Consider the following 25,247-nt stretch of genomic DNA (forward strand, 5'->3'; position numbering starts at 1 on the left):
CATGTCCACGACACCGACCCTCCCGGCCCCGGCGATCACGCGTGCGGGCGTGCGCGGCTGGGCGGCGCTCGGCGTCCTCATGCTGCCGACGCTGCTCGTCTCCGTCGACAACACCGTGCTCAGCTTCGCCCTGCCCGCGATCTCCGAGGCGCTGCGCCCGTCGGCGACCGGGATGCTGTGGATCGTCGACATCTACCCGCTGGTCCTCGCCGGCCTGCTTGTGGCGATGGGCAGCCTCGGCGACCGCATCGGCCGCCGCCGTCTGCTGCTCATCGGCGCCACCGGCTTCGCCGCCGTGTCGGCCGTCGCTGCCTTCGCCCCGACCGCCGAGCTGCTCATCGCCGCCCGGGCCGCGCTCGGCGTCTTCGGCGCCATGCTGATGCCGTCCACCCTGTCGCTGCTGCGGAGCGTCTTCCTCGACCGCGAGCAGCGCCGCCTCGCGATCGCGATCTGGGCGTCCGGCTTCGCGGCCGGCTCCGCGCTCGGCCCGATCGTCGGAGGTGTGCTCCTCGAGCACTTCTGGTGGGGCTCGGTGTTCCTGCTCGCGGTGCCCGTCCTCATCCCGCTGCTCGTGCTCGCACCCCTGCTGGTGCGCGAGTCGCGCGACCCGGCGCCCGGTCCGGTGGATGTGCCCGGCATCGTCCTCTCGCTCCTGACCATGGCGCCCATCGTCTACGGCATCAAGGCGCTGGCGGTCGACGGCTTCTCGCCGGTCGCGGCGCTGGCGATCGCGCTCGGCGCCGGCTGCGGCTTCCTGTTCGTGCGGCGGCAGTTGCGGCGCCCTGTTCCGATGCTCGACATGCGGCTGTTCACGCGACCCGCCTTCAGCGGAGCCGTCGTGGTCAACCTGCTGAGCGTGGTGTCGCTGGTCGGCTTCTTGTTCTTCGTCTCGCAGCACCTGCAGCTCGTGATCGGGCTGACGCCGCTGCAGTCGGGGCTCGTGCTGGTGCCGGGCCTCCTCACGATGATCGTCGCCGGCCTCGTCGTCGTCCCGATCGCCCGCCGCATCCGGCCGGGTGTCGTGATCGCGGGCGGGCTGACGCTCTCCGCCGCGGGCTACCTGCTGGTCGCGCTGACCGGCGGGGGAGCGCCGTGGAGCATCCTCCTGGCCGCCTTCGTCCTCCTGGGCGCGGGGATCGGCGGGGCTGAGACGGTCTCGAACGAGCTCGTCATCTCGACCGCTCCCGCAGCCAAGGCCGGCGCCGCGTCGGCGGTGTCGGAGACGGCGTACGAGCTGGGAGCCGTGCTCGGCACGGCGACGCTCGGCACCCTGATCACGGCTTCGTACCGGGCGACGCTGGTCGTCCCGGAGGGCCTGACCGCCGCGCAGGCCGACGCCGCGGGGGAGACCCTGGGCGGGGCGGTCACCGTCGCGGCCGGCCTGCCGGGCCCGCTGGGCGAGCAGCTGCTGGCGTCGGCGCGCGCCGCGTTCGACAGCGGCGTCGGGGTCACCGCGGTGATCGGCATCGTCCTGGTGGCGAGCGCCGCACTCGTCGCCCTCATCACCCTGCGTCACGTGCGCTCCTGAGCGCGGGTGGATGTCGTGGCGCGGCGATAGGGTGGCACTACCGGTTCCGCCCATCGACCAGCGCAGGAGTGCCATGTCCCGTACCGTCAAGCTCGCCGTCATCCCCGGGGACGGAATCGGTCCGGAGGTCATCGCCGAGGCCGTCACGGTGCTCGACGCGGTGACGGAGGGGAGCGGGCTCTCGTTCGAGAAGACGCACTTCTCGCTCGGAGCGGACCGCTACCTGGCGACGGGCGACGTCCTGACGGATGCCGACCTGGAGTCCATCCAGGCGCACGACGCCATCCTGCTCGGAGCGGTCGGCGGTGTCCCGGGCGATCCCCGCCTGGCGGGCGCGAACATCGAGCGGGGGCTCCTGCTGAAGCTGCGGTTCTCCCTCGACCATTACGTGAACCTCCGCCCGACGACGCTCTTCCCGGGCATCGCCAGTCCGCTCGCGAACCCCGGCGATGTCGACTTCGTCGTCGTGCGCGAGGGTACAGAGGGTCCGTACGTCGGCAACGGAGGCGCGATCCGGCAGGGCACGCCCCACGAGATCGCCAACGAGGTCTCGGTGAACACCGCCTACGGCGTCGAGCGCGTCGTGCGCTACGCGTTCGAGCAGGCCGCGCAGCGGAGGGGGAAGCTGACACTCGTGCACAAGACCAACGTGCTCACCTTCGCGGGCTCGCTATGGAAGCGGATCGTGGACGCGGTGGCCGCCGAACATCCGGACGTCACGGTCGACTACCTCCACGTCGACGCCGCGACGATCTTCCTCGTCACGGATCCTGCTAGATTCGATGTGATCGTCACGGACAACCTCTTCGGCGACATCCTCACCGACCTCGCGGCCGCGATCAGCGGCGGCATCGGGCTGGCGGCCTCGGGCAACATCAACCCGGCCGGGGCCTTTCCGAGCATGTTCGAGCCGGTTCACGGATCGGCCCCCGACATCGCCGGCCAGCAGAAGGCCGACCCCACCGCCGCCATCCTCTCCACGGCGCTCCTGCTCCGCCACCTCGGCGAGAAGGAGCTCGCCGAACGCGTGGAGCAGGCGGTGACCGCCGACCTCGCCGCCCGCACGGGCGCTGCGCGAACGACCTCCGAGATCGGCGCAGCGATCGCCGCGCGAGTGGCGCAGAATTGATTCACCGTCGCATAAAGGACCTGTCATGACTTCGACCAGCATCTCCCTCACCAGCGGACCCACCGAGACCTCGGGCCTGCTCTGGAACGTCACCCGCAACGAGGCCGCCCGAGACGCGGCGACCCGGGCCGAGATCCTCGCGGACCCCGGCTTCGGCAACCACTTCACCGACCACATGGTCGACATCTGCTGGTCGGCCAAGGGCGGCTGGCACCGTCCGCGTGTCTCGCCCTACGGCCCCATCCAGCTGGAGCCGTCGGCCGCGGTGTTCCACTACGCGCAGGAGATCTTCGAGGGCCTGAAGGCGTACCGCCACGAGGACGGCTCGATCTGGGGCTTCCGCCCGGAGGCGAACGCCGCCCGCATGCAGCGCTCGGCCTATCGCCTCGCGCTCCCCGCGCTGCCGGTCGAGCACTTCCTCGACTCGATCAAGCAGCTCATCGCCGTCGACGGCGACTGGGTGCCGGACGCGCCGGAGACGAGCCTGTACCTCCGGCCGTTCATGTTCGCCAAGGAGGCGTTCCTCGGTGTGCGCCCGGCCAACAAGGTCGCCTACTACCTGATCGCGAGCCCGGCGAGCGCGTACTTCCCGAGCGGCGTCGCCCCGGTGTCCATCTGGCTGTCCGACCGCTGGTCGCGCGCAGGCAAGGGCGGAACGGGTGCGGCGAAGACCGGCGGCAACTACGCCTCGAGCCTGCTCCCGCAGTCGGAGGCGTACGAGCACGGTTGCGCCCAGGTGCTCTTCCTCGACTCGGTCGAGGGCAAGTACCTCGAAGAGCTCGGCGGGATGAACGTGGTGCTCGTGCGCAAGGACGGCACGCTGGTCACGCCCGAGTCCGACAGCATCCTCGAGGGCATCACCCTGGACTCGGTGCTGCAGCTCGCCCGCGACCGCGGTCACGCCGTCGAGCGCCGCAAGGTGACGCTCGACGAGTGGCGCGACGGCGTGGAGTCGGGCGAGATCGTCGAGGTGTTCGCGTGCGGCACGGCCGCGGTGATCACCCCGATCGGCGAGCTCAAGTCGGACACGTTCACCGTCGGCGACATCACCGCGCCTCCCGGAGAGCTGACGATGTCGCTGCGCCAGGAGCTGACGGACATCCAGTACGGCCGCGAGCGCGACCGCCACAACTGGATGTACCGCCTCGACGCATAGTTCTGAGTTGTGCGGACGGAGGAGTTCGCGGTCCGTCCGTCGGCGTTTCGCGTGAAAGGGAGGAGTCTGCGGCCGGTTCGCCCGCAGACTCCTCCCTTTCGCATACCGCCGGAACGCGATGCCCTCGGGCCGAACCCTGGCTAGCATCGAGGCATGGGTAACGGGACCGTGTTCGCCGTCGTCGGACCGGGCGCGGTCGGCGGCCTCCTCGCGTGGTTGTTGCACCGGGCCGGACACGACGTGGTCGCGGTGGGCCGCCCGGCCACCGTCGAGGGGATCCGGCGCGACGGCATCGAAGTGCGGAGCGAGCTGTTCGGCGACGGGGTCGAGCGCGTCCCGGCCGCGACGGAGGTGCCCGACGGTGCGAGCGTCCTGCTGGCGACGAAGGCCTACGGGCTGGATGACGTGCTCCCCGGCGTCGTGGCGGCCCGGCCCGCCGAGGTGATCTCCTTCCTCAACGGCGTCGAGCACATGGAGCCGCTGCGTTCTGCGCTTCCGGGTGTGCCGGTCGCGGGCGCATCCATCGCGGTGTCGGCGCTGCGCGCATCCACCACCGTCATCGACCACCGGAGCCCGTTCGTCCGCATCGAGGCGCCGCAGGCGGCGGCCGGCTTCGCCTCGGTTCTCGCGCTCACCGACGCCGGCCCGAGCGTCCGCATCGGCGGGAGCGAGGCGGAGGTGCTCTGGGCGAAGTTCCGCCTGCTGGCCTCGCTCGCCCTTCTCACCTCGTATTGGCGGCAGCCGGCCGGGCCGGCCCTCAGCGAGGACCCCGAGCTGACCGAAGGGGTCGTCCGTGAGGTGGTCGCCTGCTCGGCCGCCGAGGGGGTCCCCGCGTCCGAGCTCGACCTGGTCCGAGCCCTCCGCGGCGTGCCCGGCGGGATGCGCACCTCCCTCCAGGAGGACCTCGCCGCCGACGCCCCGAGCGAACTCGACGCCATCGGCGGAGCGCTCCTGCGCATCGGCGAGCGGCATGGCATCGCGACTCCCTCCCTTGCGCGCATCCTGTCGGCGCTAGGCTCGAACGCGTGAAGATCGCACGTTTCAGCCACACCCGCGAAGGCTCGTCGACGCCCGCCATCGACTACGGCATCGTCGACGAGGACGCCCTGGTCGTGCTCGCCGGCGACCCGATGTTCGTGGGATTCGAGACCACAGGGGAGCGCGTCCCGCTGGGCAAGGTCGGCTCGCTGCTCGCCCCGGTCATCCCGCGGTCGAAGGTCGTCGCGGTCGGTAAGAACTACCGCGAGCACGCCGCTGAGATGGGTGGAGAGGCGCCGGGTGAGCCGCTGCTGTTCCTGAAGCCGAACACGGCCGTGATCGGCCTCGGCGACGCGATCGTGGTGCCGCCGCAGTCCGAGCGCGTCGACTACGAGGGCGAGCTGGCCGTGGTGATCGGCAAGATCGCCCGCAACGTCCGTGCGGAGGACGCCGCCGGCCACATCTTCGGCTACACCGTCGCGAATGACGTCACCGCCCGCGACCTGCAGGAGAAGGACGGCCAGTGGACGCGCGCGAAGGGCTTCGACACCTTCTGCCCGCTCGGCCCGGTGATCGAGACCGAGCTCGCGCCCGACGCCGTGCTGCGGACCCGCCTCAACGGCGAGCTCAAGCAGGAGGCGCCGATCTCGGACATGGTCCACGACATCCCGTCGATCATCGCGTACGCGTCGAGCGTGTTCACGCTGCTGCCGGGCGACGTCATCCTCACGGGGACGCCGTCCGGGATCGGCCCGATGAAGCCCGGGGACACCGTCGAGGTGGAGGTCGAGGGCGTCGGGTCGCTGGTGAATCCGGTGCGCGCCCCGAAGTAGCCTCCCCGGTAGGATCGAAGATGTATGTCTGACTCGATCGCTCACCCGTTCTCCGAGGCCACCGGCGCCGATGTGCGCGTGCGCTTCTGCCCGTCGCCGACCGGTACTCCGCACGTCGGCCTGATCCGCACCGCCCTGTTCAACTGGGCGTATGCGCGCCACACGGGCGGGAAGATGGTGTTCCGCATCGAGGACACCGACGCCGCCCGCGACAGCGAGGAGAGCTACCAGCAGATCCTGGATGCGCTGCGCTGGCTGCGCCTCGACTGGGACGAGGGCATCGACGTCGGAGGCCCCGACGGACCCTACCGGCAGTCGCAGCGGTACGGCATCTACCGCGACCTCATCCAGAAGCTGCGCGATTCCGGCCACATCTACGAGAGCTTCGCGACGGCGGAGGAGATCGAGGCGCGCAACGTGTCGCTCGGCCGCGACCCGAAGCTCGGCTACGACAACTTCGAGCGCGACCTCACCGACGAGCAGAAGGCCGCCTACCGCGCCGAGGGCCGGGAGCCCGCCCTGCGGCTGCGCGTGCCGGACGACGATCTCAGCTTCGACGACCTGGTGCGCGGCGAGATCACCTTCAAGGCCGGCTCGTTCAGCGACTTCGTCGTGGTGCGCCCCAACGGCCACCCGCTGTACACGTTCGTGAACCCGGTCGACGACGCGCTCATGGGCATCACGCACGTGCTCCGCGGCGAGGACCTGCTGTCGTCGACCCCGCGCCAGATCGCGCTGTACCACGCGCTGATCGACGCGGGAGTGACCACGTTCGTCCCGCGCTTCGGCCACCTCCCGTACGTGATGGGGGAGGGCAACAAGAAGCTCTCCAAGCGAGACCCCGAGTCGAACCTGTTCCATCACCGCGACCGTGGCTTCATCCACGAGGGCCTGGTCAACTACCTGGCGCTGCTCGGCTGGTCGCTGACGCACGACCGCGACGTCTTCTCGCTGGAGGAGATGGTGGCGGCGTTCGACGTGAAGGACGTCAACCCGAACCCGGCCCGCTTCGACCTGAAGAAGGCGGAGTCGATCAACGGCGACCACATCCGGCTCTTGGATGTGGCCGACTTCGCCGAGCGCACCGTCCCGTACCTGGCCGCGGCCGGTGTGGTGGAGGAGCCGCTGACGCCTGCTCAGCACGAGGTGCTCGCGAAGGCGGCGCCGCTGGTTCAGGAGCGCGTGCAGCTGCTGGGGGAGACGCCCGGGATGCTCGGCTTCCTCTTCACCGACGCCGCCTCGCTCGTGGTCGAGCCCGACGCGCGCGCTTCGCTGCCGGACAACGCGGGCGAGGTGCTGGCCGCGTCACTCGGTGCGCTGGAGCTGGTGCCCGAGGCGGAGTGGAACCACGAGGCCATCGAGTCCGCACTGCGCGACGCCCTGGTCGAGGGGATGGCGCTGAAGCCGCGCGTCGCGTTCGGCCCGCTGCGGGTGGCGCTCTCGGGCCGCCGGGTGTCGCCGCCACTGTTCGAGTCGATGGAGATCCTGGGCAAGGCGGAGACCATCGCCCGGCTCGACCGGCTGTCGGCGGACCTGGGCTAGCGCGATGACCGGTGTGACCGCGCCGCCGGCTCTCGAGCCGTCCTACGAGGTCGTCGTCATCGGCGGGGGCCCCGCGGGCCTGTCCGCGGCACTCAACCTGGCCCGCGCCCGGCGCCGTGTGCTCGTGGTGGACGGCAACCGCCCGCGCCACGCTGCGACACTGCTCGCCCACGGGTTCCTCACCCGCGACGGGGTCAGCCCGCTGGAGCTGCGCCGGATGGGCCGGGAGGAAGTGGACGCGTACGACAACGCGACCGTCGTCTTCGCCCAGGTCGGCGCGGTCTCGGTGGAGGGCGACGGCTTCCGGGTCACGGCCCGCGGGGTGCGCGGAGGCTCTGACGTCGACGTACGCGCCGACACGGTGCTCATCGCGACCGGTGTGACGGAGACGATGCCGGCCATCCCGAGCATCCGCGCGTTCTACGGCACCCAGCTGCACAGCTGCATCGAATGCGACGGTTTCGAGTCGGCCGGTCAGCCACTCGCCCTGATCGGCGAGACCGACGACCTGGCCGAGCGGGCTCTGCTGCTCACGCAGTGGACGGACGACCTGATCGTCTTCACCAACGGCGTCGCGCCGATCGGCGAGGACGAGGAGCGCACGCTCGCCCGCCTCGGTGTGCGGGTCGAACGCCGCCCGATCGACGACGTGGTCGGCGAGAAGGGCGTCATGACCGGCGTCCGTCTCGCGGACGGCACCCTCGTCGAGCGGGCCGGCGGGTTCCTGCGCCCGGTGTGGTCGCCCTCCCTGTCATTCGTGGATGCGCTCGACCTCGATCGCGACGCCGACGGCTACCTGCTGACCGACGCGGACGGCCGCACGTCGCTTCCCGGCGTGTACGCGGCGGGGGAGACGTCGGCACCCGGACCGCAGCAGCTGATCGTCGCCGCGGGCTCCGGTGCGGTGGTCGCCGCGGCCGTCAACCGCGACCTCATCGGGCTCTCGCTGGAGGACGCCCCCGTTTTGTAGTCCGGCCTGCCGGTAGGCTAGAGTTGTTTCTCGTGCCCGGACTACGGTTCAGGCCGGTGGGGTATGGTGTAATTGGCAACACGGCTGATTCTGGTTCAGTTGTTCTTGGTTCGAGTCCAGGTACCCCAGCAAGAAGCGCCCCGGTTCTCCGGGGCTTTTTTGTTGCCTCGTGAGGGGTCAGGCGGCCCGTCCAGCCGCAGCGAGGATGAGGTCGGAGACCTCCGCTGGGTGCGAGACGAGCGAGACGTGGCTGGCGGCGAGCTCGATGGTGGTGGCGCCCATCCGTTTCGCCATGAAGCGCTCGAGGTCGGGGTTGATCGTCCGGTCCTCCGTCGAGACCGCGTACCAGCTGGGCTTGTCGCGCCAGGCGGCGTGCGTGGTCCTGCCGGAGAAAAGCGTGTCGGAGATCGGTCCCTGCACCGCACACAGTACCCGCGCCTCCTCCGGCGGGAGGTCGCCGGCGAAGTCGCGCAGGAACGCCTCCTCGGTGAGGCGGCCCCACCCCTCCGACCACACCACCCCGGCGGACGCGGGCGGCAGGGGGTAGGTCTTGGCGAGCGCGCCGTAGTCTTCGCCGGCGTCGGGGGCGCGAGCCGCGACGTAGACGAGCGCTGAGACAGCCGGGTCGACCCCGGCCTCTGTGACGATCATCCCGGCGAACGAGTGCCCGACGAGCACGGTCGGGCCGGGATTCAGGGCGATGGCGCGTCGGGTGATCTCGACGCCGTCCTGGAGCGTGGTGAGGGGATGCTGCACCGCCGTCACTCCAAGACCTGCGGCCTGCAGGCGGGGGATCACCTTCGACCAGGACGATCCGTCGGCGTAGGCACCGTGGACGAGGACGACGTTGGTGGCAGCTTCAGGCATTCCGACCTCTTTCAGCCGAGCGGGTGGAGCGTGGCAGCACGGTAGCAGGGAGGATCGCTGCGACAACAGGAGCAGATCGTGACGGATCTGGCGGGACGCGGGCGGAACCTGCTACTTTGACGGCCACCCGAACGAGCACCGCTCCGGCACCATCGCCCCAGGGGAGAGCGACCCATGACCGACGAACCGTCTCCGATCGGCCCGATGTGACCGGTACGCCGGAACTCGTCCAGTCGACGCATCCCGGACGGGTGCGCCGCATCCACCTGGCCCTGGTTCTGCTGTCCTTCTCGGCGGGCGCGGCCGACGCCTTCGCCTTCCTCGCCCTCGGCGGGATCTTCACGGCGAACATGACCGGCAACCTGATCCTGAGCGGTATGTTCACCCGGCCCCAGTTCGCGCTGACCCTTCTGACGGCTGGTGTGGCCATCGTCTCGTTCGTGGGCGTCCTATACGCCGCGTTCCGGCTCACGAGCGCCCCGACGACCGTCCCGGCGACGGCACGACGGGCGTTCCGTCGCCTGGTGCTGCCGTCTGCGGCCGTGCAGACCGTCGTCGTCGTGATCTGGATGGTGCTGCCCGGCGCCGACAGCACGGTGGAGCGTTGCGTGGTGATCGCTCTCTCCGCGGCTGCGCTGGCACTGCAGACCGTGGCGGCGAAGAAGCTCTCCGATGTGGATGGCGTGACCACCACCTACGTCACGGGAACGCTGACCACCACGATGCAGGACCTTGCGCTGCGCACCGCCCACGGCCAGGGCGTCCGGGTGCTCTCGGTGCTCGCTCTGCCGGTCGGCGCGGTGTGCGCGACCGCCACGCTGGCACTCGCGCCGGTCCTCGGCCCGGTCGTCGCGTGGGTGGCGGCTCTCCTTGCGACGGGCCTCCTCCTCCCCGGCCGCGGTTCGGACTTCGGCGAGTGACGATGGCTGACTGGGGTGTGTTCGCCACCATCGTCGGCGGCGCGGCGGCGGCGCTCCTCGGCCTGCTCTTCGTGGCCGTATCCATCCGGATCCAGGTCATCGCCGGGTCCACGGAACTGCGTCTCCGGGCGGCTCAGACGCTGAGCCTCTTCACCGCGATGCTGCTGGTGGCGGTGCTCCTCGCCGTGCCCGGTCAGCCTGCGAGGGTTCTCGGCATCGAGGTGATCGTCCTCGCAGTGCTGACGGCTGTCACGCTGCTCGTGCTGGACCGGCGGGCCACCGGGCCGTCGCCGACCCCGCTCGGGCGCGCGATCCAGCGGATCAACCCGAACGTGGTGACCTCCGTGACTCTGCTCGCGGCAGGCATCCTCATGGTCGTCGTCGGGGAGGCTGGCATCTATGTGCTCGTCCCGGCGGTGTTCGTGGCCTTCGTCGGTGGGGTGCTCAGCGCCTGGGTGTTCCTCATCCACGTCGACGCGTGAGTCGGTCGGCACGGCTCGCCGAGGTGCACGTTGTTGCTGTCTCGCACGGCGTGTCGACCGCAACAACGTGCACTTCGACGGAGGAAAGGAGGGGAGGCTTAGGAGGCGGCGGCCTCTTCGGCCTCCTCGCCGTGTTGGACGATGTCGCCGTGCTGGAAGAGGATGCCCTTCGCCGTCTCCCGCCACTGCGGCTTGGCCCGCAGCAGGAACTCGAGCTCCATACTGAAGTGCTTGTACTCCTCTGCGAGAGAGTCGAGCATGATCGCCTTCGCGACCTCGTCCTTCTCGACGGCGATGCGCTGCTCGTACCAGCCGATCGCCTCCGCCTCCTCGGACAGGCTCGCGCACATCCGCGCGAACGTTCGCGTCTCCTCGCTGAGCTCGCTCGGCGGCTCGTGGTACTGATCAGTCGACATCGCCTGTCGTCCTTTCGTCGTGGGACTCCATCCAATGTCCGGATGCCGGATCCCTCAAGGGCCACCCGCTGCGAATGCGCAGAGGCGCGGCGGGATCGTCGTCCGCCGCTCGATAGGGTTGCGGCATGGCAACGAGCGTGATCGTCATCGGTGCGGGTGTCGTCGGCGCGGCGACGGCCTGGTCGGTGGCGCGCGAAGGAGCGTCGGTGCTGCTGCTGGAGGCGTTCGAACGCGGCCACGATCGCGGGTCGTCGCACGGTGCGACCAGGATCTTCCGTCACGGCTACGCGGAGCAGGACTATGTGGAGCTGTCCGTCCGCGCGCTCACCGGGTGGAAGCAGCTGGAGCGGATCAGCGGCCGCACGCTGCTCGACGCGACGGGAGCGGTCGACCACGGCGATCCGGTGGTGCTGAAGGCGATCGCCGAGGCGCAGGATGCGGCGGGACTGCCCTACGAGTGGCTGACAGGTGCCGAGGCCGAGACGCGCTGGTCGGGCCTCCGGTTCGAGGACCACGTGCTGTTCAGCCCGGGCGGCGGCCGGTTGCGGGCGGCCGACGCCCTGGACGCCCTTCTCGATGCAGCCGAAGACGCTGGAGCGGAGCTGCGCTTCGGCGTCCGGGCGACGGGAGTGGAGGACTCCGGCGACAGTGTGACGGTGGTGACCGACGGTGGCACCCATACCGCCGACCTGGTGGTGGTCGCGGCGGGCTCGTGGACGCCGTCACTCCTGCGCCCCTGGCTCTCGGCTCACATTGTGGAGCTTCCAGAGGTACGCGTGACGGAGGAACAACCGGCGCACTTCCCGGTACTTCCTGGCCTGGCGGACACGGAGACGGCGTGGCCGAGCTTCGTGCACCACCCCACCCGTGACGGTGCAGCGAGCGCCTACGGACTGCTGACCCCGGGCGAGGGCGTCAAGGTCGGCTTCCACGGCATCGGGCCGGAGGTGGACCCGGACGGCCGCGATCGGCGCATCGATCCCGACAGACTGGAACAGCTGAAGCGGTACGTGGCCGAGTGGGTGCCGGGTGTCGATGCGACGCATCCCGAGGGCATCAGCTGCCTCTACGACAGCACCGAGCAGGAGGACTTCGTGCTCGACCGCGTCGGGAAGGTCGTCATCGCAACCGGGTTCTCGGGTCACGGATTCAAGTTCGGTCCGGCACTCGGCGATGTGCTCGCCCGTCTGGCGCTGCACGGCGAGCCCGCCGCACGGCGCTTCCGTGTGGCGGTCGCGCCGCCCGCCGCGTAGCCGCATCGTCCGCTCGTCGCCGGCCCCTCCCCGCGGAGCGCTCGATGGTGGAGAGGCCTGGTAGCGCAGAAGATGGCAAGATGAGCGGGATGCGACGCTTTCTGAACGGGTGTGTCCAGGCTTGGCAATCACCGCCAGTGGATTGCCCACAGGGCCAGGATCCCGTCAGTCGTCGAGCCAACGACCCATGCGGTCGTTGGGCGAAGCCCGCATGTTCCAAACGGTTTGCGTTGGCTGATCTTTCTGAGGCGGGAGCATGATCGTGGCGGGCGGCGGGCTAAGCGCCGCGTATGTACTTGCTGAACGCGGCCTCCGAGAGATATCGCCCACCGCGCTAGGGGCAAGCCTGCTTGGGTCAGGCGGACGCATGATTATGCTGCGGTACTTCGCCGATGCGGTAAGTCGTAGGGAAGTAGAAGAGCATGCGATTGCGATAGAAATGCAGTTGGACCTACACGATGCAGAGAGAACCCACAGAGAAGTATCGACGATCGGCTTGATGGGGCGATCGCGCGACGCGCTACACGTAACTCATATCGTCGCCGGGCCCAGGCTCTTGTTAATTTGTGTAGCGCAGATAGGTACTCTGCCTAGCTCATGGGACGATTCAGCACCGGCATTGGGAGAGTCCTCAATTCGATCCACGATTGTGCGGCAACTTCGATCAGTCCGGAACTCCGCAGATTGGGCAGGTGTTTCGGATGCAATCGCTTCCGAACTCGTTGAATCTAGTGTCCGTGTGGTCGATGCCACGTCAGATGCGATAGTTAGGGAACTAGCAGACACTAGCTCTAGCCGAGAATCCTCGCGAGGAGGCGCTTACGGTGCTGGCTTCCACTGGGCTATATCAAGTCGAGTCCGGCTTCAGCGGGCGCTCTTCCTGCTCAGGCATGAGGGAGTGCGCGACGATGCGACTATCGATCTTGAAGCGGCGATTTCCAGCACAGATGCGGCGATCGCGGCACTCGCGGGGGTCGCTAGCATCCGATTGAGTGAGCAGATCCAACAGGCGAACCGCACGCGAGAGCTCGAAGACCAGCGTGCGCAAGAGCGTGACCGCCTTCTTGCGCGCGTCGGGGCGGCGCTGTTACTTCCGTCGATATGGTTCTCCTACTTGGGTATCAATTTGTTGCCGACCAGCTTGTGGGAGCTAGATCTCAAGAAGTGGTGGGTAGCTGCCCTGGTGGCAGGCTCGGGCATTCTGCTCGCGTGGCTAGGTTGGCGGGCTGCGACCTGGATGACCGATAGAGCTAGAGCCAAGGAGAAGAAGTCGTGACCGAAGCGCCAGTAACTTTCGATGAGTTGGTTTCGATGGTTGGCTTGTCTAGCGCGCGCGCTTCGCTGCTCGCCGATGACCTGTTGGTTCGAGAGGGGCTGGACCACTTCATAGAGCCAACTTTTCTTGATCGGGACCCGATGGTAGGGCTGTCCGAAGGTCGGGTACTCCTCGTGGCAGCTCCGGCTGCGGTTGGGAAGTCGGTTCTAGCCCGCGAGCTAGGCCTTCGTACGCGGAATCCGTTGGTTGACCTAGCGGGCCGTCGAATCGGTGAGGCATTCTTCACAGGAGCGCTCGCACGTCAGTTGGGTGGTCAGCAGGCGCTGGAGCTTGTGGCAGAGGTACATGCAGGTCGAGCGACTCTCATAATTGATTCAGCAGACGAGGCCTTGGTCGGGAACGGTCCCCAGGACTACGGCGTGGCGATTCAAGATCTGGCAGAGCTGATCGGGGCGGGAGTTCACGGGCGCCCCTCGGCTGTGATCTTGGGTCGCCCCGACACGATTGACGAGACGGCCCGAGTGCTTGAACAGCGCCAAACTCCTGTGGCGCGCATCGACGTGGCTTTCTTCACAGAGCAGCAAGCGAGGGCCTTCGTGCGGCTGAAGGCACTTGGACTGAGCGGTTCGGGGCCCACACAGGAGCTTCAGGACTTCCTCGGCGCATTCTTCGAGCTCGTTATGGACGCACTCGGCGCGCAGGACTGGTTGCAGGCCGACTCTTTCGTAGGTTATGCGCCCGTCCTAGACGCGCTTGCGACCTTCTACGACCCGGAAGTGAACATGATGCGAGTCCTCCACGAGATCAAGCGTGCAGGGACAACCGAGCACGTCTGGGGTTTGTTGATCAGAATCATTGAAGAGGTGCTGGATCGAGAAACACAGAAGTTCGCGAGCAGTTTCGGGGCTGGAGACCCCGCGAAGGTAGAGTATGGGCGTCTTTGCTACACCAAGGAACTTCAGCTTTCCCTACTGCTGGCAGACCGTCCACTCGAGATTCCGATTACTCCGGAAGCAGAACCGGAGGAAGAAAGCTGGTGGGGCGAAATCGAGTCGCAGATCCGCGAACAGTTCCGCGTGCACCCGTTCGTGGCTGGAAGCCTTGAGAGCGAAGACAACCCACTTCTTCGATTCACGAATGCGGCTTTCCGCGATTATGCTGTGGCGTCGAGTTTGGGAAGCGCAGATGCGCTTCGCGCAAGAGTCATACGTGACAACTGGTGTGACCCTCGGGTCGCTCCTTCGCCAATTCTTATGAGACTCGCCCTTTCCGCAGAGATGGGGCTTGAGTCAGTGAATCCCACGGCGCTAACCCTGCTCGTCGCTTCACATGCCGCAGAGTTTCGCGATGATGTACTTCTATTGGTAGAGGAAGTCGAGTCTGAATCGCAGACTGACGGTGGTTCTTCGGTCAGGGCACGACTGGAAGAAGCGGGCGTCGAGTTGCACACAGTCACCGCCCAACTGTCTGCGGGAGAAGCCCTCTACCTGATGCAAGGAGTCGCACGTACGGATATCAATGCCCCATCTCTGCGGGTCGTCGCCGGTGAAGGGGCTCAGGAGTTCTCAGTCGGTCCACTCGCGGACATTACGTGTGATGAATTCGCCTCAGAAGCGCCGGAACTACGGCTTAGGCCAAGTCGCGACAGTCAGCCATCTTTTATCGAGGCGCGCCGAATTAGCGGAGTGACACGCCGCGTGGTGCCTTCGAATGCTGTACTGCTCAAGCTCATTGCATCGGAGACGTCTTATCCGTGGACATCGTTTCGTGCATCGAGGCCGACGGGCGATACAGGGAAGGAGCGGATCTGGACGGCAGCTACAGCCTTCCAGTCCAATGCACGCTGGTACATAAAGAAGTCCATGGTCAAAGGAGATCCGAACTATCCTGCGAACGTCATGGATACGATAGTTGCGAAAGGGCGTGCAAGCTGGGCTGCCCACGAGTTTGGCGTCGAACGCGGGGTCATCTCAAAGGAGGATGGGGTCTACTTTCTCCATCTCAGCGATTTTTCGGTTCGTGACATGGTGGACCTCAATATCGACAATCCGAGCTACCGGGGTTTTCTCGATGACTTCGTCGATTGGGTCGACGAGAATAATTTCTCTCTGTAGGACCCACTAAGCAGGTGTGGTGCTGGGGAACTCACTCAATAAGAGCGCTTATGGCACGTTCAATTCCGCGCTAGTTGTGTATCGACGTGAAGACGGGCAGCTTGCACGTCGTCGCGAACACAAGTCCCGCTCGTTGATCAACGTGATCTTCCTCCGTCTCGGTTCGAGGTCAAATACTCAAGCAGTCGAAGCAGTGTTCGGATGATTTGCGATCGAGCCGTTATGTGTCTCCCCAAGGGATTCCATGTGGTGGAGGATGTCGCGCATGACGGACACGGAAGGCGCCGGCATCGTCGGCGTCAGCACCATCGGCATCCCGGTCTCCGACCAGGATCGCGCGCTCGCGTTCTACCGCGATGTCCTCGGGCTCGAGGTGCGGGTCGACGCGCCGCTCCCGCAGCTCGGGAGCCGCTGGATCATGCTCGCACCACCCGGCTCCGCGGTGTCGGTGTCCCTGGTGCCGGCCCAGCCGGATGCTCCCGCGGGCGTCGAGACGGGCATCCGCTTCGAGACGCTCGACGCGGAGCGCACCCACGAGACCCTGGTTCGAGCCGGCGCCGACGTGGGAGAGGTGCTCCGTTGGCCGGACGTCCCGGCGATGTTCGCGGCGCACGACCCCGACGGCAACCGGTTCGAGGTGGTCGAGCGCGTCTGAGGCCCGCTCACTCCCCGTTGCGGAGGTCAGCGAGCCCGTCGTGGCGGAGCGCGATCCGGTCGAAGGTCGCGGTGCAGGTGTCGCCCATCGGTGCCTGCGACAGGAAGCCGACTCTCCAGGCGTCCGCGCCGGCGTCCAGCCGGAACAGGCGGACGAAGTCCCACTGGACGCCGTCCGTCGACGAGTGGAACGCCCACGCCTCCCCGACGCGCGCGACGCGCAGGAAGACCTCGCCGCTGGTGACGTGGGTGCTGTTGCAGTCGTCCGAGTAACGGTCGGTGACGACGCTCACCACCATCGGCTGACCCTGCGGCGAGAACTCGAAGCACAGCTTCGCCCAGTGGTCGTCGTCGCTCCACAGCACGAGGGCGCCGGCGTCGAAGGTCGTGCGGGGCTCCGCGACGCGAACCCGGGCGGACAGGGCGAAGTCGCCCGCGGGCGCCTCGAGCGTGAGCGCGGTCGCGGCGTGCTGCGAGTGCGCGCCGAGCGCGTCGTTCGACCAGTCGACCCCGGCGGCGGCCGTCAGAGTGAGCACCTCGGTCGAGGGGTCGACGTCGGCGTCGCCGGGAGTGTGGGTCCAGGAGAGTTCGGGCAGGGCGGAGATGCTGATCGGCATACCGAGAACGCTACGGCACCCTCTCCACCGAGTCGTCCTCCGGCACCACGCCGAGACTCGTCCTCCAGGCGCGCCGAGCACGTTTGGTGTTGGCCAGGACGAAGCCGGTCAGCGCCAGAAGCATCAGGACGGCGCCCAGAATCGCGAACTCCAGACGCCCGTCCACACGCCCATCTTGACCCGGCAGCACCCCTAAGCCCCACAGGAGGAAGACGACGCCGAACAGCAGACCGCCGAGAGGCGAGATGATCCGGAACCACAGCTCGACAGCCCGATGGAGGAAGACCATCAGCGCTTCCGATCCTGCTCGGCGGACCGCCGTCGCAGCCCGATCACGCCCACGATCGCCATGGCGAGGGCCGCGGCGACGATGAGGACGCCCACCGCATCCACTCCTCCCGATCCGGTGAGGAAGAGCAACGACAGCGTCTCGCCGACGGCGACCACCAGACCGATGACGACAAGCGCCACGAACTGGCTGCGAGGCCGACGCGGATTCATGCGGCGACACTACGCCCGCGCTCACGGGCCCGTCATAGGCTGGCGGGATGGGCGATATCGACGTGCGGCCGGCGCGGCCGACGGAGTGGGCGGCGGTCGGCGGGCTGCGCTGGGACTCGGTGTTCGAGTTCGGGGGTGAGGCCCTCGATCCACGCGAGGTGTTCGCGGAGCAGTTCGCCGAGTGGGCGAGCGACCATCAGGACACGCACGAGTGCTTCGTCGCCGTCGCGGACGGCGCGGTGATCGGGATGACGTGGCTGGCCGTCATCCCGCGGGTCCCGAGCGCGCGCGCGTTCGACCGCGCGTCCGGCGACCTGCAGTGCGCGTACGTCGCCCCCGGACATCGCAACCGCGGGATCGGCGGCCGGCTGATCGACGCCGTCGTGGACAGCGCTCGCGAGCGGGGGCTCGAGCGCGTGACGGTGCACTCCAGCCCGCGGGCGGTGCCCGTGTACGAGCGGCACGGTTTCAGCTCGGAGGGGCGACTGCTCCACGTCTACGTCGTGCATCGGGATGCGCCGGGGGCATCGGGCTGAACGACGGCCGTCGTCGCGTCAGCGGTTCGCCGGGTCGAGGGTGATCTCGACGTCGTACTTCAGCTGCGGTTCCGGGGAACCGAACAGGAGGGCGGGGTTCAGCCAGACGAGCTCGACCTCGGTGAGGCCGAAGCGACGCGATACGGCGAAGAGGGTGTCGTAGGGGTTGGGGACGTAACCGGTCAGCACGCCGTCCTTCACGATCGCCTTCCCCCGGGCAAAGGACACGGGGCCGTGGTCGGCGGCCTGGAGCTCCGGGAACGGGGAGGGCAGGGTCCACGTCAACGGCGCGGCCGCGATGACGCCGGAGCCGCCGACCGTCTCCTCGATGGAGTGCAGGTACGACGGATCGCCTTCGGACGTGAAGCCCGGCGGGATGGGCAGCACGAGCTCGCCGTCGGGCGTGACGCTGACGAGGTCCGAGTCCAGGCCGAACACCATGGGCTGCACCGGATCCGGCTTGCCATCGTGGCGGGCGTTCGTCACGAGGAGGGAGTAGCCGTGCAGTCGGGAGGCGTCGGCGCTCCCCGCCGGAAGCGGGGCGTCGGGCCGCACGTGCACCTCGACCCGGAGCCACGAGTTGACGACCACTCGCACCGCGCCGGTCAGCGGTGGCTCTGCAGGCATCCCGTCGCCGGGGTCGTGCTCCACGGCCTGCAGCTGACCCGTCGCGATGGTCTGCCCGGCCACGCGCAGGTCAGGGAGCTGCTGCGCGATGGGGACGGGATCCGGCGTCTCGGTCGGCGTCGACGTCGGGCGGGATGCGGCCGGCGCGAGCAACGAGCATCCCGAGACGACCGCGGTGACCGCCACGATGAACAGAGCCGCGGCGCCGCGACCCACCCCCCGATGAATCATGGCTCGACCCTAGCGCACGCCGCTGGCCCACGTAGAACCAGCGGCACGCGCACCGGACTACACCTGTGCGCCGAGCTTGAAGCCCTGCGCCTCTTCGCCCTTGCGGGTGTACGAGAAGCCGTCCGCGCCGATGGTGACCTCCATCTCGGAGTCGTCGGTGCGGCTCGTCAGCGGCTGCGGGTTGCCGTCGAGGTCGAGGACGGTCGACGCCTCCGTGTACCAGGACGGCACGACGGGGTTGCCCCACCAGTCGCGGCGCTGGTTGTCGTGCACGTCCCACGTGACGACCGGGTTGTCCGGGTCGCCGGTGTAGTAGTCCTGCGTGTAGATCTCGACGCGGTGGCCGTCGGGGTCGCGCAGGTACAGGTAGAACGCGTTGGAGACCCCGTGACGGCCCGGTCCGCGCTCGATGCAGTCGCTGCGGCGGAGGGCGCCCAGCTTGTCGCAGATCGCGATGATGTTGTGCTTCTCGTGGGTGGCGAATGCGACGTGGTGCATGCGCGGGCCGTCGCCGCCGGTCATCGCGGTGTCGTGCACGGTCGGCTTGCGGCGCATCCACGCGGCGTAGGTGGTGCCGTGCTCGTCCTGGATGTCCTCGGTGACGCGGAAGCCGAGGTCCTCCATGTACTTCACGGCGCGCGGCACGTCGGGGGTGACCTGGTTGAAGTGGTCGATCCGGACGAGCGTGCCGGGCGTGTACAGGTCGTAGCGCCAGGCGAGGCGCTCCACGTGCTCCACCTCGTAGAAGAACTCGTACGGGAAGCCGAGCGGGTCTTCAACGCGCACCGAGTCGCCGACGCCCTTCGTGAAGCCCTCGGCGCGACGCTCCACGCGGCAGCCCAGCTCGGTGTAGAACGCGACAGCGCGGTCCAGGTCCTCCGGCGTCCGCACCCGGTACGCGAATGCGGCGACGGCCGCCACCGGTCCCTTGCGCAGCACGAGGTTGTGGTGGATGAACTCCTCGAACGACCGCAGGTACACGGCGTTCTCGTCCTCCTCGGTGACGACGAGGTCGAGCACATCGACGTAGAACTCGCGGCTGGCGGCGAGGTCGGTGACGACGAGCTCCATGTAGGCGCACCGCACGACGTCCGGCGGGGTGGCCTTCGGCGTCGGGATGCGGTCGGTCGGCGCCGGGATGGGGTCGCTGCCGGTCACGGTGGGCTCCGGCGAGTCGGGGGTGATGGTCATGGTGGTGCGTCCTCTGCGTTGAGTCTGTGCGGGTTTGTGATGGATGCGGGGTCAGGCGTCGCCGGCGTCTTCGGCCGCTTCCGCCGCTTCCTCCGGCTGGTGCGCACTCGCACCGAAGCGGGCGGTGTGGACGGGGCCCAGCGTGATGTGCACGGCCTGCTGATCCGTGTAGAAGTCGATGGAGCGGTATCCGCCCTCGTGCCCCAGTCCGGAGGCCTTCACGCCGCCGAACGGCGTGCGCAGGTCGCGGACGTTGTGCGAGTTGAGCCACACCATCCCGGCCTCGACGTTCTGGGCGAAGGTGTGCGCGCGCTCCAGGTCGCTGGTCCAGATGTAGGCGGCGAGGCCGTACTTCACGCCGTTGGCGAGATCCAGCGCCTCCTCGTCCGAGTCGAACGGGGTGATCGCGACGACCGGGCCGAAGATCTCCTCCTGGAAGATCCGCGCGTCAGGCGCGACGTCGGCGAAAACGGTCGGCGCGACGTAGTTGCCGTGCTCGAGACCCTCCGGGCGTCCGCCGCCCGCGAGCAGACGTCCCTCCTGCTTGCCGAGCTCGACGTACGACATGACCTTCTCGAAGTGCTCCGGGTGCACGAGCGCGCCGACCTCGGTCTTCGGGTCGTGCGGGTCGCCGACGACGATGTTCCTCGCCCGCTCGGCGTAATGCTCCAGGAACTCGTCGTAGATCGGACGCTCGACCAGGATGCGGGAGCCGGCCGTGCAGCGCTCGCCATTGAGCGAGAACACGCCGAACAGCGTCGAGTCGATCGCCGCATCCAGGTCCGCGTCGGCGAACACGACAGCGGGCGACTTGCCGCCCAGCTCCATCGACAGGCCCTTGAGGAACGGCGCGGCGTTCGCGAAGATCAGCTGCCCGGTCCGGCTCTCGCCGGTGAACGAGATGAGCGGGACGTCGGGATGCTTCACCAGCGCGTCACCCGCCTCCTCGCCGAGACCGTTGACGAGGTTGAACACGCCGTCCGGCACGCCGGCCTCACGGAAGATCTCCGCCCACAGGCTCGCCGACAACGGCGTGAACTCGGCCGGCTTCAGCACGACCGTGTTTCCGGTGGCGAGCGCCGGGGCGAGCTTCCAGCTCTCCAGCATGAACGGCGTGTTCCAGGGGGTGATGAGTCCGGCGACGCCGATCGGCTTGCGGTTGACGTAGTTCAGTTGGCTGCCGGGGACCTTGTAGGCGTCGTCGGCCTGCGCCACGATCAGGTCGGCGAAGAAGCGGAAGTTCTCCGCGGCACGCTGCGCCTGACCGAGCGCCTGGGTGATCGGGAGGCCGGTGTCGAAGGTCTCGAGCTCGGCGAGGCGCGCATCCTGCTCTTCGACCGCGTCGGCGATGCGGTTAAGCACCCGCGCCCGCTCGCGCGGCTTCATCCGCGGCCACGGACCCTCGCGGAAGGCGCGGCGGGCGGCGGCCACGGCCAGGTCGATGTCCTCCTTCTGACCGGCTGCAGCCTGCGCGTACGTCTCGTTCGACACCGGGTCGAGCACGTCGAACGTCGCGCCCGAGACGCTGTCGACGAAGCGGCCGTCGATGAAGTGCCGGATGGTGTCCGGGAGGTTCTCGGGGATGTGGTGCTGCGCCATGCGCGGCCTCCTGTCGGTCGTAACGGTCACGGCTGCTGCTGTTCGCTCGCGGCCGCCTGCTCCTGGCGGCGGTGGAGGGCGTCCAGGGTGGCGAGCCGGTGGCGCCGGGCGGCGAGCTCGATCTCGAGCGGCTCGGCGCCGGATTCGATCAGCTCGACGATGTGCTCGTGCTCGTCGACGGACTCGCGGGCACGGCCGGGAACGAAGCTGAACGTCGAGTCGCGCAGCACGGTCAGGCGGTTCCAGCCGCGGTGCACCAGGTCGAGGATGTGCGGGTTCGGGCACTCCTCGAAGAGCACCGCGTGGAACTGCTGGTTGAGCTCGGTGAACCGGTGCGGGATGAAGTCGTCGAGGCACGCGATCATCTCGCGGTTGATCGCCCTGGCCCGCTCCAGGTGGTCGGTGGTCAGCAGGGGAGCGGACATCTGGGTCGCGGCGCCCTCGACGAGGGCGAGCGTCTCCATCGTGTACGTGTACTCGGCCTCGTGCAGCAGGGCGACCTGGGCGCCCACGTTCTTCTCGAACGTCACCAGCCCCTCCGCCTCCAGCCGGCGGATGGCCTCCCGCACGGGGACGACGCTGATGTCCAACTCGCCAGCGATCTGCCCGAGCACGAGCCGGAATCCGGAGACGTACCGGCCGTCGTCGATGCGGGCCCGGATGAACTCGTACGCGAGCTGCGACTTGCTCGGGGCCGCGGCCTTCAGCGCTGCGTCTGCCATGCGCGGTACCTCTCTCTCCACTCGGCGTTCATCGGGAACAGCCCGTCGACGGGGTGGCCGGCCGCCACCTGCTCGGCGATGAACTCCTCTTCGCGCTCCTGCTCGATCGCGTCAGTGACGACCTCCTCGACCAGGGCGGGCGGGATGACCAGCAGCCCGTCCGCGTCGCCCACGATCACGTCGCCCGGCTGCACGGCCGCGCCGCCGCAGGCGATGGTCACGTCGGTGTCCCACGGCACGTGCTTGCGGCCGAGCACGGCCGGATGCGGGCCGTTGTGGTAGGTCGGGATGTCGAGGGAGGCGACCACCGCGAGGTCGCGCACGCCGCCGTCGGTGACGATGCCGGCCGCGCCGTTGACCTGCGCGCGCAGGGCGAGGACGTCGCCGACGGTTCCGCTTCCGCGCTCGCCGCGGGCCTCGATCACCAGCACCTCACCCGGCCCGACCGAGTCGAACGCGCGCTTCTGCGCGTTGTACCCGCCGCCATGCGAGGCGAAGAGGTCCTCCCGGTTCGGGATGTAACGGAGCGTGCGAGCGGTGCCGACGACCCGGGTGCCGGGCCGGGTGGAGGTCAGGCCGTCGATGGAGACGTTGTCGAGACCGCGCTTGCGGAGCTGGGAGCTGAGGGTGGCGGTGGCGACGCTCGCGAGCTTCGCTCGCAGCTCGTCCGTCAGGGTGAACGACGGCTCCGGGGGTGTGCCGTACGCCTCGGAGCGCTGATGGTCGTCGACGCTGGGTGTGGTTCCGAAGTCGCCGAACGGGATGCTGCCCTCGGTGATGCGGGTGACCAGGCGGCCGGTGGTCGGCGCGCCCGGCGCTGTGGGCGCATCCACTTCGACCTCGACCGTGTCGCCGGGGGTCGTCACCGACGAGCCCGCCGGGGTGCCGGTCAGGATGACGTCGCCGGGCTCCAGGGTCATCAGCTGGGAGAGGTCGGCGACAAGGCGGCCGAACGGGAAGAGCAGGTCGTCGGTCGTGCCCTCCTGCACCAGGTCGCCGTTGAGCCAGGTGCGGACGCGGAGGGCGTCCGGGTCGAGGTCGGCGGCCGGGAGGACCGCGGGGCCGAGGGGCGTGAAGCCGTCGCCGCCCTTCGAGCGGACGTTGGAGCCCTTGTCAGCGGCGCGGAGGTCGTAGAGGCCGAAGTCGTTCGCGGCGGTGACGCCGGAGACGGCAGCCCAGCCGTCCTCGGGGGAGACCCGGCGGGTCGGGCGGCCGATGATCAGCGCGATCTCGCCCTCAAAGGCGAGGAGCTCGGTGCCGGCGGGGCGCTCCAGCTCGCCGCCCGATTCGGCGATGGAGGAGGAGGGCTTGAAGAAGTAGGAGGGCTGCGCGGGGGTGCGTCCGCGCTGTGCGGCGCGCGAGCGGTAGTTCAGGTGTACCGCGATGATCTTGCCGGGGCGGGGGATGTCCGTCACGGGTGGTGCCTCCTCATCGTCGGGGACGGTCTGGGACCGTATTCGAGATCATATACAATCGCTGGAGCCTCTTCAAGCTAGTACGCGGCCGGAGCGGGAGAGTCGGGCGTCGCGCCGATGAAACGGTCCGCAAGTGCCTCCGACGCCCGCGCGAGCAAGGTGACGTCGGCGCCGACGAGCACATACGCGGCACCGGCGGCCGCATAGCGGTCGGCCGTCGCCGGGTCGAAGGCGTTCACGCCGACGGGGGTGCCCGCCGCGCGGCCGGCGGCGATCACGGACTCGACGGCTGCGACGACGTCGGGATGGTTCTGCTGTCCGAGCAGGCCCATCGAGGCCGCGAGGTCGGCGGGGCCGACGAGCAGCGCATCCACGCCGTCGACCGCCGCGATCGCCGCCGCCTGCTCGAGCCCTTCGGTCGTCTCGATCTGCACGGTAAGCGAGACGAGGTCGCTCGCGCGGGCGAGGTAGTCGGGGATGCGGCTCCAGCGCGAAGATCGTGCGAGTGCGCTGCCGACGCCGCGGACGCCGTGCGGCGGGTAGCGCACCGCGCGCACCATGGCCTCGGCGTGGGCGACGCTGTCGACCATCGGGACGAGGATGTTCTGGGCGCCCAGGTCGAGCAGCTGCTTGATCACGACCGGGTCGCCGATCGGGGCGCGCACCACCGGAACCGCCGGGTACGGCGCGACCGCCTGCAGCTGGGCGAGGATCGACTCGAGGTTCACGGGGGAGTGCTCCCCGTCGATCAGCACGATGTCGAGCCCGCTGCCCGCGCAGATCTCGGCGACCAGCGGGCTGCCCGCGCAGGACCACATCCCGAACAGCGTGCGGTCGGCGTCGCGCAGACGGTCGGCGAACGTCGGCGCGGCATCTAGACGAATCGGCATGTGACGGCTCCCAGGGTTCCGTAGTCGGCGTGGACGGTGTCGCCGCGTTCGACCCACATCGGGCGGGTGAACGAACCGGCGAGCACGATGTCGCCGGCCTCGAGTCGGCCGCCATGCTGGGCGAGTTTGTTCGCGAGCCAGGCGACGCCCGTGGCGGGATGGTCGAGCACCGCCGCGGCGACGCCGGACTCCTCGATGGTCTCGTTGCGGTACAGCAGGGCGGAGACCCAGCGCAGGTCCACCTCATCCGCCGCCACCGGCCGGCCTCCGACGACCATGCCGCCCATCGCCGCGTTGTCGGAGATGGTGTCGACGATCGTGCGGCCCTGCATCTCGATGCGCGACGACAGGATCTCGAGGGCGGGCACGACGTACCGGGTGGCGCTGAGCACGTCGAACAGGGTGACGTCGGGGCCTTCGAGCGGCTCGCCGAGGACGAACGCGAGCTCGACCTCGATGCGCACGTTCGAGAACTGGTCGAACGGGATGACGGAGCCCGTCTCGTAGACCATGTCGGCGAAGATCGCGCCGTAGTCGGGCTCGGTGATGCCGGTCGCCTGCTGCATGACCTTGGAGGTGAGGCCGATCTTGCGGCCGACGAGCCTGCGTCCCTCGGCGAGTCCGCGTTCGACCCACAGACGCTGGACCGCATACGAATCCTCGACCGTCATGTCCGGATGGCGGGCGGTGAGCAGCGGGACCGTCGTGCGGTCGCGTTCGGCGGTCGCGAGTTCGTCGGCGATGGCCTGGATGGTCGGGCGATCGAGCACTCGGAGTCCCTTCGACGTCGGAGGAGGGGC

At 68.7% G+C, this 25,247-nt stretch carries 26 protein-coding genes and 1 tRNA gene; 15 read left to right on the top strand and 12 right to left on the bottom strand.

The genetic code is table 11. The features are described 5' to 3' along the window. Position 1: 1 nt before the first annotated feature. The 8 genes from AXZ95_RS08380 to AXZ95_RS08415 all read left to right on the top strand — a co-directional run bounded on the left by AXZ95_RS08380 (position 2) and on the right by AXZ95_RS08415 (position 8,265). Positions 2–1,528 carry an MFS transporter gene (locus AXZ95_RS08380; protein ID WP_018190584.1) on the top strand — a complete coding sequence of 509 codons (1,527 nt, stop codon included), beginning with the start codon at positions 2–4 and terminating at the stop codon, positions 1,526–1,528. A gap of 73 nt (positions 1,529–1,601) precedes the next feature. Continuing rightward, positions 1,602–2,657, top strand: coding sequence for a 3-isopropylmalate dehydrogenase (locus AXZ95_RS08385; RefSeq protein ID WP_018190585.1), 1,056 nt, complete (start codon positions 1,602–1,604; stop codon positions 2,655–2,657). A gap of 25 nt (positions 2,658–2,682) precedes the next feature. Further along, the gene (locus tag AXZ95_RS08390; RefSeq protein ID WP_018190586.1) at positions 2,683–3,813 is read left to right on the top strand and encodes a branched-chain amino acid aminotransferase; all 1,131 of its coding nucleotides are present in this window, start codon (positions 2,683–2,685) and stop codon (positions 3,811–3,813) included. Between the two features lie 153 nt (positions 3,814–3,966). Then, on the top strand, positions 3,967–4,842 hold the full coding sequence (locus tag AXZ95_RS08395; RefSeq protein WP_018190587.1) for a 2-dehydropantoate 2-reductase N-terminal domain-containing protein: 876 nt from the start codon (positions 3,967–3,969) through the stop codon (positions 4,840–4,842). Further along, positions 4,839–5,624 carry a fumarylacetoacetate hydrolase family protein gene (locus tag AXZ95_RS08400; RefSeq protein ID WP_018190588.1) on the top strand — a complete coding sequence of 262 codons (786 nt, stop codon included), beginning with the start codon at positions 4,839–4,841 and terminating at the stop codon, positions 5,622–5,624. The genes AXZ95_RS08395 and AXZ95_RS08400 overlap by 4 nt, the downstream gene beginning before the upstream one ends. 24 nt (positions 5,625–5,648) lie before the next feature. After that, the gene (gene gltX, locus AXZ95_RS08405) at positions 5,649–7,166 is read left to right on the top strand and encodes a glutamate--tRNA ligase (protein ID WP_018190589.1); all 1,518 of its coding nucleotides are present in this window, start codon (positions 5,649–5,651) and stop codon (positions 7,164–7,166) included. Between the two features lie 4 nt (positions 7,167–7,170). Next, positions 7,171–8,136, top strand: a complete 966-nt coding sequence (locus AXZ95_RS08410) for an NAD(P)/FAD-dependent oxidoreductase (protein ID WP_018190590.1) — start codon at positions 7,171–7,173, stop codon at positions 8,134–8,136. A 57-nt stretch (positions 8,137–8,193) separates the two neighbouring features. Next, positions 8,194–8,265 (top strand) — tRNA-Gln (locus AXZ95_RS08415). Positions 8,266–8,313: 48 nt separating this feature from the next. On the opposite strand, the gene AXZ95_RS08420 is transcribed toward AXZ95_RS08415, so the two are convergent. Further along, positions 8,314–9,003, bottom strand: a complete 690-nt coding sequence (locus AXZ95_RS08420) for an alpha/beta hydrolase (RefSeq protein WP_018190591.1) — start codon at positions 9,001–9,003, stop codon at positions 8,314–8,316. Positions 9,004–9,209: 206 nt separating this feature from the next. Between AXZ95_RS08420 and AXZ95_RS08425 the strand changes: the two genes are divergently transcribed. Both AXZ95_RS08425 and AXZ95_RS08430 read left to right on the top strand, forming a co-directional pair. After that, entirely contained in the window at positions 9,210–9,923 is a 714-nt protein-coding gene (locus AXZ95_RS08425) for a DUF1275 family protein (protein WP_018190592.1), read from the top strand. A 2-nt stretch (positions 9,924–9,925) separates the two neighbouring features. Further along, on the top strand, positions 9,926–10,405 hold the full coding sequence (locus tag AXZ95_RS08430) for a hypothetical protein (RefSeq protein ID WP_231374385.1): 480 nt from the start codon (positions 9,926–9,928) through the stop codon (positions 10,403–10,405). A gap of 98 nt (positions 10,406–10,503) precedes the next feature. Here AXZ95_RS08430 and AXZ95_RS08435 read toward each other — a convergent pair whose 3' ends face one another. Continuing rightward, positions 10,504–10,821 (bottom strand): hypothetical protein, encoded by a 318-nt coding sequence (locus tag AXZ95_RS08435; protein ID WP_018190594.1) that lies wholly within the window; start codon positions 10,819–10,821, stop codon positions 10,504–10,506. A gap of 125 nt (positions 10,822–10,946) precedes the next feature. Here AXZ95_RS08435 and AXZ95_RS08440 point away from each other — a divergent pair, with 125 nt between their 5' ends. From AXZ95_RS08440 to AXZ95_RS08455, 4 genes are all read left to right on the top strand, one after another. Further along, a complete protein-coding gene (locus tag AXZ95_RS08440; RefSeq protein ID WP_018190595.1) occupies positions 10,947–12,074 on the top strand; it encodes an FAD-dependent oxidoreductase in 1,128 nt (375 codons plus the stop codon). Positions 12,075–12,972: 898 nt separating this feature from the next. Beyond that, positions 12,973–13,350: a hypothetical protein gene (locus AXZ95_RS08445; protein ID WP_018190596.1), complete on the top strand. Its 378-nt coding sequence runs from the start codon at positions 12,973–12,975 to the stop codon at positions 13,348–13,350. After that, a complete protein-coding gene (locus AXZ95_RS08450; RefSeq protein WP_133638818.1) occupies positions 13,347–15,464 on the top strand; it encodes a hypothetical protein in 2,118 nt (705 codons plus the stop codon). The genes AXZ95_RS08445 and AXZ95_RS08450 overlap by 4 nt, the downstream gene beginning before the upstream one ends. A gap of 265 nt (positions 15,465–15,729) precedes the next feature. After that, complete coding sequence (locus AXZ95_RS08455) at positions 15,730–16,119, top strand: VOC family protein (RefSeq protein ID WP_018190598.1); 390 nt, start codon at positions 15,730–15,732, stop codon at positions 16,117–16,119. A 7-nt stretch (positions 16,120–16,126) separates the two neighbouring features. Here the strand turns inward: AXZ95_RS08455 and AXZ95_RS08460 are convergent, their stop codons facing one another. From AXZ95_RS08460 to AXZ95_RS08470, 3 genes are read right to left on the bottom strand one after another with little or no spacing between them, the layout of a single operon-like run. Then, positions 16,127–16,735, bottom strand: a complete 609-nt coding sequence (locus AXZ95_RS08460; RefSeq protein ID WP_018190599.1) for a DUF1349 domain-containing protein — start codon at positions 16,733–16,735, stop codon at positions 16,127–16,129. Positions 16,736–16,745: 10 nt separating this feature from the next. Continuing rightward, the gene (locus AXZ95_RS08465; RefSeq protein WP_018190600.1) at positions 16,746–17,024 is read right to left on the bottom strand and encodes a hypothetical protein; all 279 of its coding nucleotides are present in this window, start codon (positions 17,022–17,024) and stop codon (positions 16,746–16,748) included. Beyond that, positions 17,024–17,236: a hypothetical protein gene (locus AXZ95_RS08470; protein WP_231371052.1), complete on the bottom strand. Its 213-nt coding sequence runs from the start codon at positions 17,234–17,236 to the stop codon at positions 17,024–17,026. Before AXZ95_RS08470 ends, AXZ95_RS08465 begins: the two co-directional genes overlap by 1 nt. Before the next feature lie 47 nt (positions 17,237–17,283). Here AXZ95_RS08470 and AXZ95_RS08475 point away from each other — a divergent pair, with 47 nt between their 5' ends. Continuing rightward, positions 17,284–17,772 (top strand): GNAT family N-acetyltransferase, encoded by a 489-nt coding sequence (locus AXZ95_RS08475; protein WP_018190602.1) that lies wholly within the window; start codon positions 17,284–17,286, stop codon positions 17,770–17,772. Positions 17,773–17,790: 18 nt separating this feature from the next. On the opposite strand, the gene AXZ95_RS08480 is transcribed toward AXZ95_RS08475, so the two are convergent. The 7 genes from AXZ95_RS08480 to hpaH form a co-directional block, all read right to left on the bottom strand. Further along, positions 17,791–18,630: a hypothetical protein gene (locus tag AXZ95_RS08480; protein ID WP_231371051.1), complete on the bottom strand. Its 840-nt coding sequence runs from the start codon at positions 18,628–18,630 to the stop codon at positions 17,791–17,793. Between the two features lie 57 nt (positions 18,631–18,687). Beyond that, on the bottom strand, positions 18,688–19,821 hold the full coding sequence (hpaD, locus tag AXZ95_RS08485; RefSeq protein WP_018190604.1) for a 3,4-dihydroxyphenylacetate 2,3-dioxygenase: 1,134 nt from the start codon (positions 19,819–19,821) through the stop codon (positions 18,688–18,690). A 51-nt stretch (positions 19,822–19,872) separates the two neighbouring features. Next, entirely contained in the window at positions 19,873–21,420 is a 1,548-nt protein-coding gene (gene hpaE, locus AXZ95_RS08490) for a 5-carboxymethyl-2-hydroxymuconate semialdehyde dehydrogenase (RefSeq protein WP_018190605.1), read from the bottom strand. A 26-nt stretch (positions 21,421–21,446) separates the two neighbouring features. Beyond that, complete coding sequence (locus AXZ95_RS08495) at positions 21,447–22,142, bottom strand: GntR family transcriptional regulator (protein WP_018190606.1); 696 nt, start codon at positions 22,140–22,142, stop codon at positions 21,447–21,449. Continuing rightward, a complete protein-coding gene (locus tag AXZ95_RS08500; protein WP_018190607.1) occupies positions 22,124–23,557 on the bottom strand; it encodes a fumarylacetoacetate hydrolase family protein in 1,434 nt (477 codons plus the stop codon). Before AXZ95_RS08500 ends, AXZ95_RS08495 begins: the two co-directional genes overlap by 19 nt. 77 nt (positions 23,558–23,634) lie before the next feature. Beyond that, on the bottom strand, positions 23,635–24,447 hold the full coding sequence (locus tag AXZ95_RS08505) for an aldolase/citrate lyase family protein (RefSeq protein WP_018190608.1): 813 nt from the start codon (positions 24,445–24,447) through the stop codon (positions 23,635–23,637). Continuing rightward, the gene (hpaH, locus tag AXZ95_RS08510) at positions 24,432–25,217 is read right to left on the bottom strand and encodes a 2-oxo-hept-4-ene-1,7-dioate hydratase (protein WP_018190609.1); all 786 of its coding nucleotides are present in this window, start codon (positions 25,215–25,217) and stop codon (positions 24,432–24,434) included. Before hpaH ends, AXZ95_RS08505 begins: the two co-directional genes overlap by 16 nt. Positions 25,218–25,247 lie beyond the last annotated feature (30 nt).

Origin of the sequence: Leifsonia sp. 115AMFTsu3.1, assembly GCF_004362795.1 — a bacterium.
Classification (GTDB): Bacteria; Actinomycetota; Actinomycetes; order Actinomycetales; family Microbacteriaceae; genus Leifsonia.

Bases quoted from the DNA above. Each gene is read 5' to 3' on its own strand.
- AXZ95_RS08380 (WP_018190584.1), top strand. From the start codon at position 2: ATGTCCACGACACCGACCCTCCCGGCCCCGGCGATCACGCGTGCGGGC.
- AXZ95_RS08385 (WP_018190585.1), top strand. From the start codon at position 1,602: ATGTCCCGTACCGTCAAGCTCGCCGTCATCCCCGGGGACGGAATCGGT.
- AXZ95_RS08390 (WP_018190586.1), top strand. From the start codon at position 2,683: ATGACTTCGACCAGCATCTCCCTCACCAGCGGACCCACCGAGACCTCG.
- AXZ95_RS08395 (WP_018190587.1), top strand. From the start codon at position 3,967: ATGGGTAACGGGACCGTGTTCGCCGTCGTCGGACCGGGCGCGGTCGGC.
- gltX (WP_018190589.1), top strand. From the start codon at position 5,649: ATGTCTGACTCGATCGCTCACCCGTTCTCCGAGGCCACCGGCGCCGAT.
- AXZ95_RS08410 (WP_018190590.1), top strand. From the start codon at position 7,171: ATGACCGGTGTGACCGCGCCGCCGGCTCTCGAGCCGTCCTACGAGGTC.
- AXZ95_RS08420 (WP_018190591.1), bottom strand. From the start codon at position 9,003: ATGCCTGAAGCTGCCACCAACGTCGTCCTCGTCCACGGTGCCTACGCC.
- AXZ95_RS08430 (WP_231374385.1), top strand. From the start codon at position 9,926: ATGGCTGACTGGGGTGTGTTCGCCACCATCGTCGGCGGCGCGGCGGCG.
- AXZ95_RS08435 (WP_018190594.1), bottom strand. From the start codon at position 10,821: ATGTCGACTGATCAGTACCACGAGCCGCCGAGCGAGCTCAGCGAGGAG.
- AXZ95_RS08440 (WP_018190595.1), top strand. From the start codon at position 10,947: ATGGCAACGAGCGTGATCGTCATCGGTGCGGGTGTCGTCGGCGCGGCG.
- AXZ95_RS08455 (WP_018190598.1), top strand. From the start codon at position 15,730: ATGACGGACACGGAAGGCGCCGGCATCGTCGGCGTCAGCACCATCGGC.
- AXZ95_RS08460 (WP_018190599.1), bottom strand. From the start codon at position 16,735: ATGCCGATCAGCATCTCCGCCCTGCCCGAACTCTCCTGGACCCACACT.
- AXZ95_RS08465 (WP_018190600.1), bottom strand. From the start codon at position 17,024: ATGGTCTTCCTCCATCGGGCTGTCGAGCTGTGGTTCCGGATCATCTCG.
- AXZ95_RS08470 (WP_231371052.1), bottom strand. From the start codon at position 17,236: ATGAATCCGCGTCGGCCTCGCAGCCAGTTCGTGGCGCTTGTCGTCATC.
- AXZ95_RS08475 (WP_018190602.1), top strand. From the start codon at position 17,284: ATGGGCGATATCGACGTGCGGCCGGCGCGGCCGACGGAGTGGGCGGCG.
- AXZ95_RS08480 (WP_231371051.1), bottom strand. From the start codon at position 18,630: ATGATTCATCGGGGGGTGGGTCGCGGCGCCGCGGCTCTGTTCATCGTG.
- hpaD (WP_018190604.1), bottom strand. From the start codon at position 19,821: ATGACCATCACCCCCGACTCGCCGGAGCCCACCGTGACCGGCAGCGAC.
- hpaE (WP_018190605.1), bottom strand. From the start codon at position 21,420: ATGGCGCAGCACCACATCCCCGAGAACCTCCCGGACACCATCCGGCAC.
- AXZ95_RS08495 (WP_018190606.1), bottom strand. From the start codon at position 22,142: ATGGCAGACGCAGCGCTGAAGGCCGCGGCCCCGAGCAAGTCGCAGCTC.
- AXZ95_RS08505 (WP_018190608.1), bottom strand. From the start codon at position 24,447: ATGCCGATTCGTCTAGATGCCGCGCCGACGTTCGCCGACCGTCTGCGC.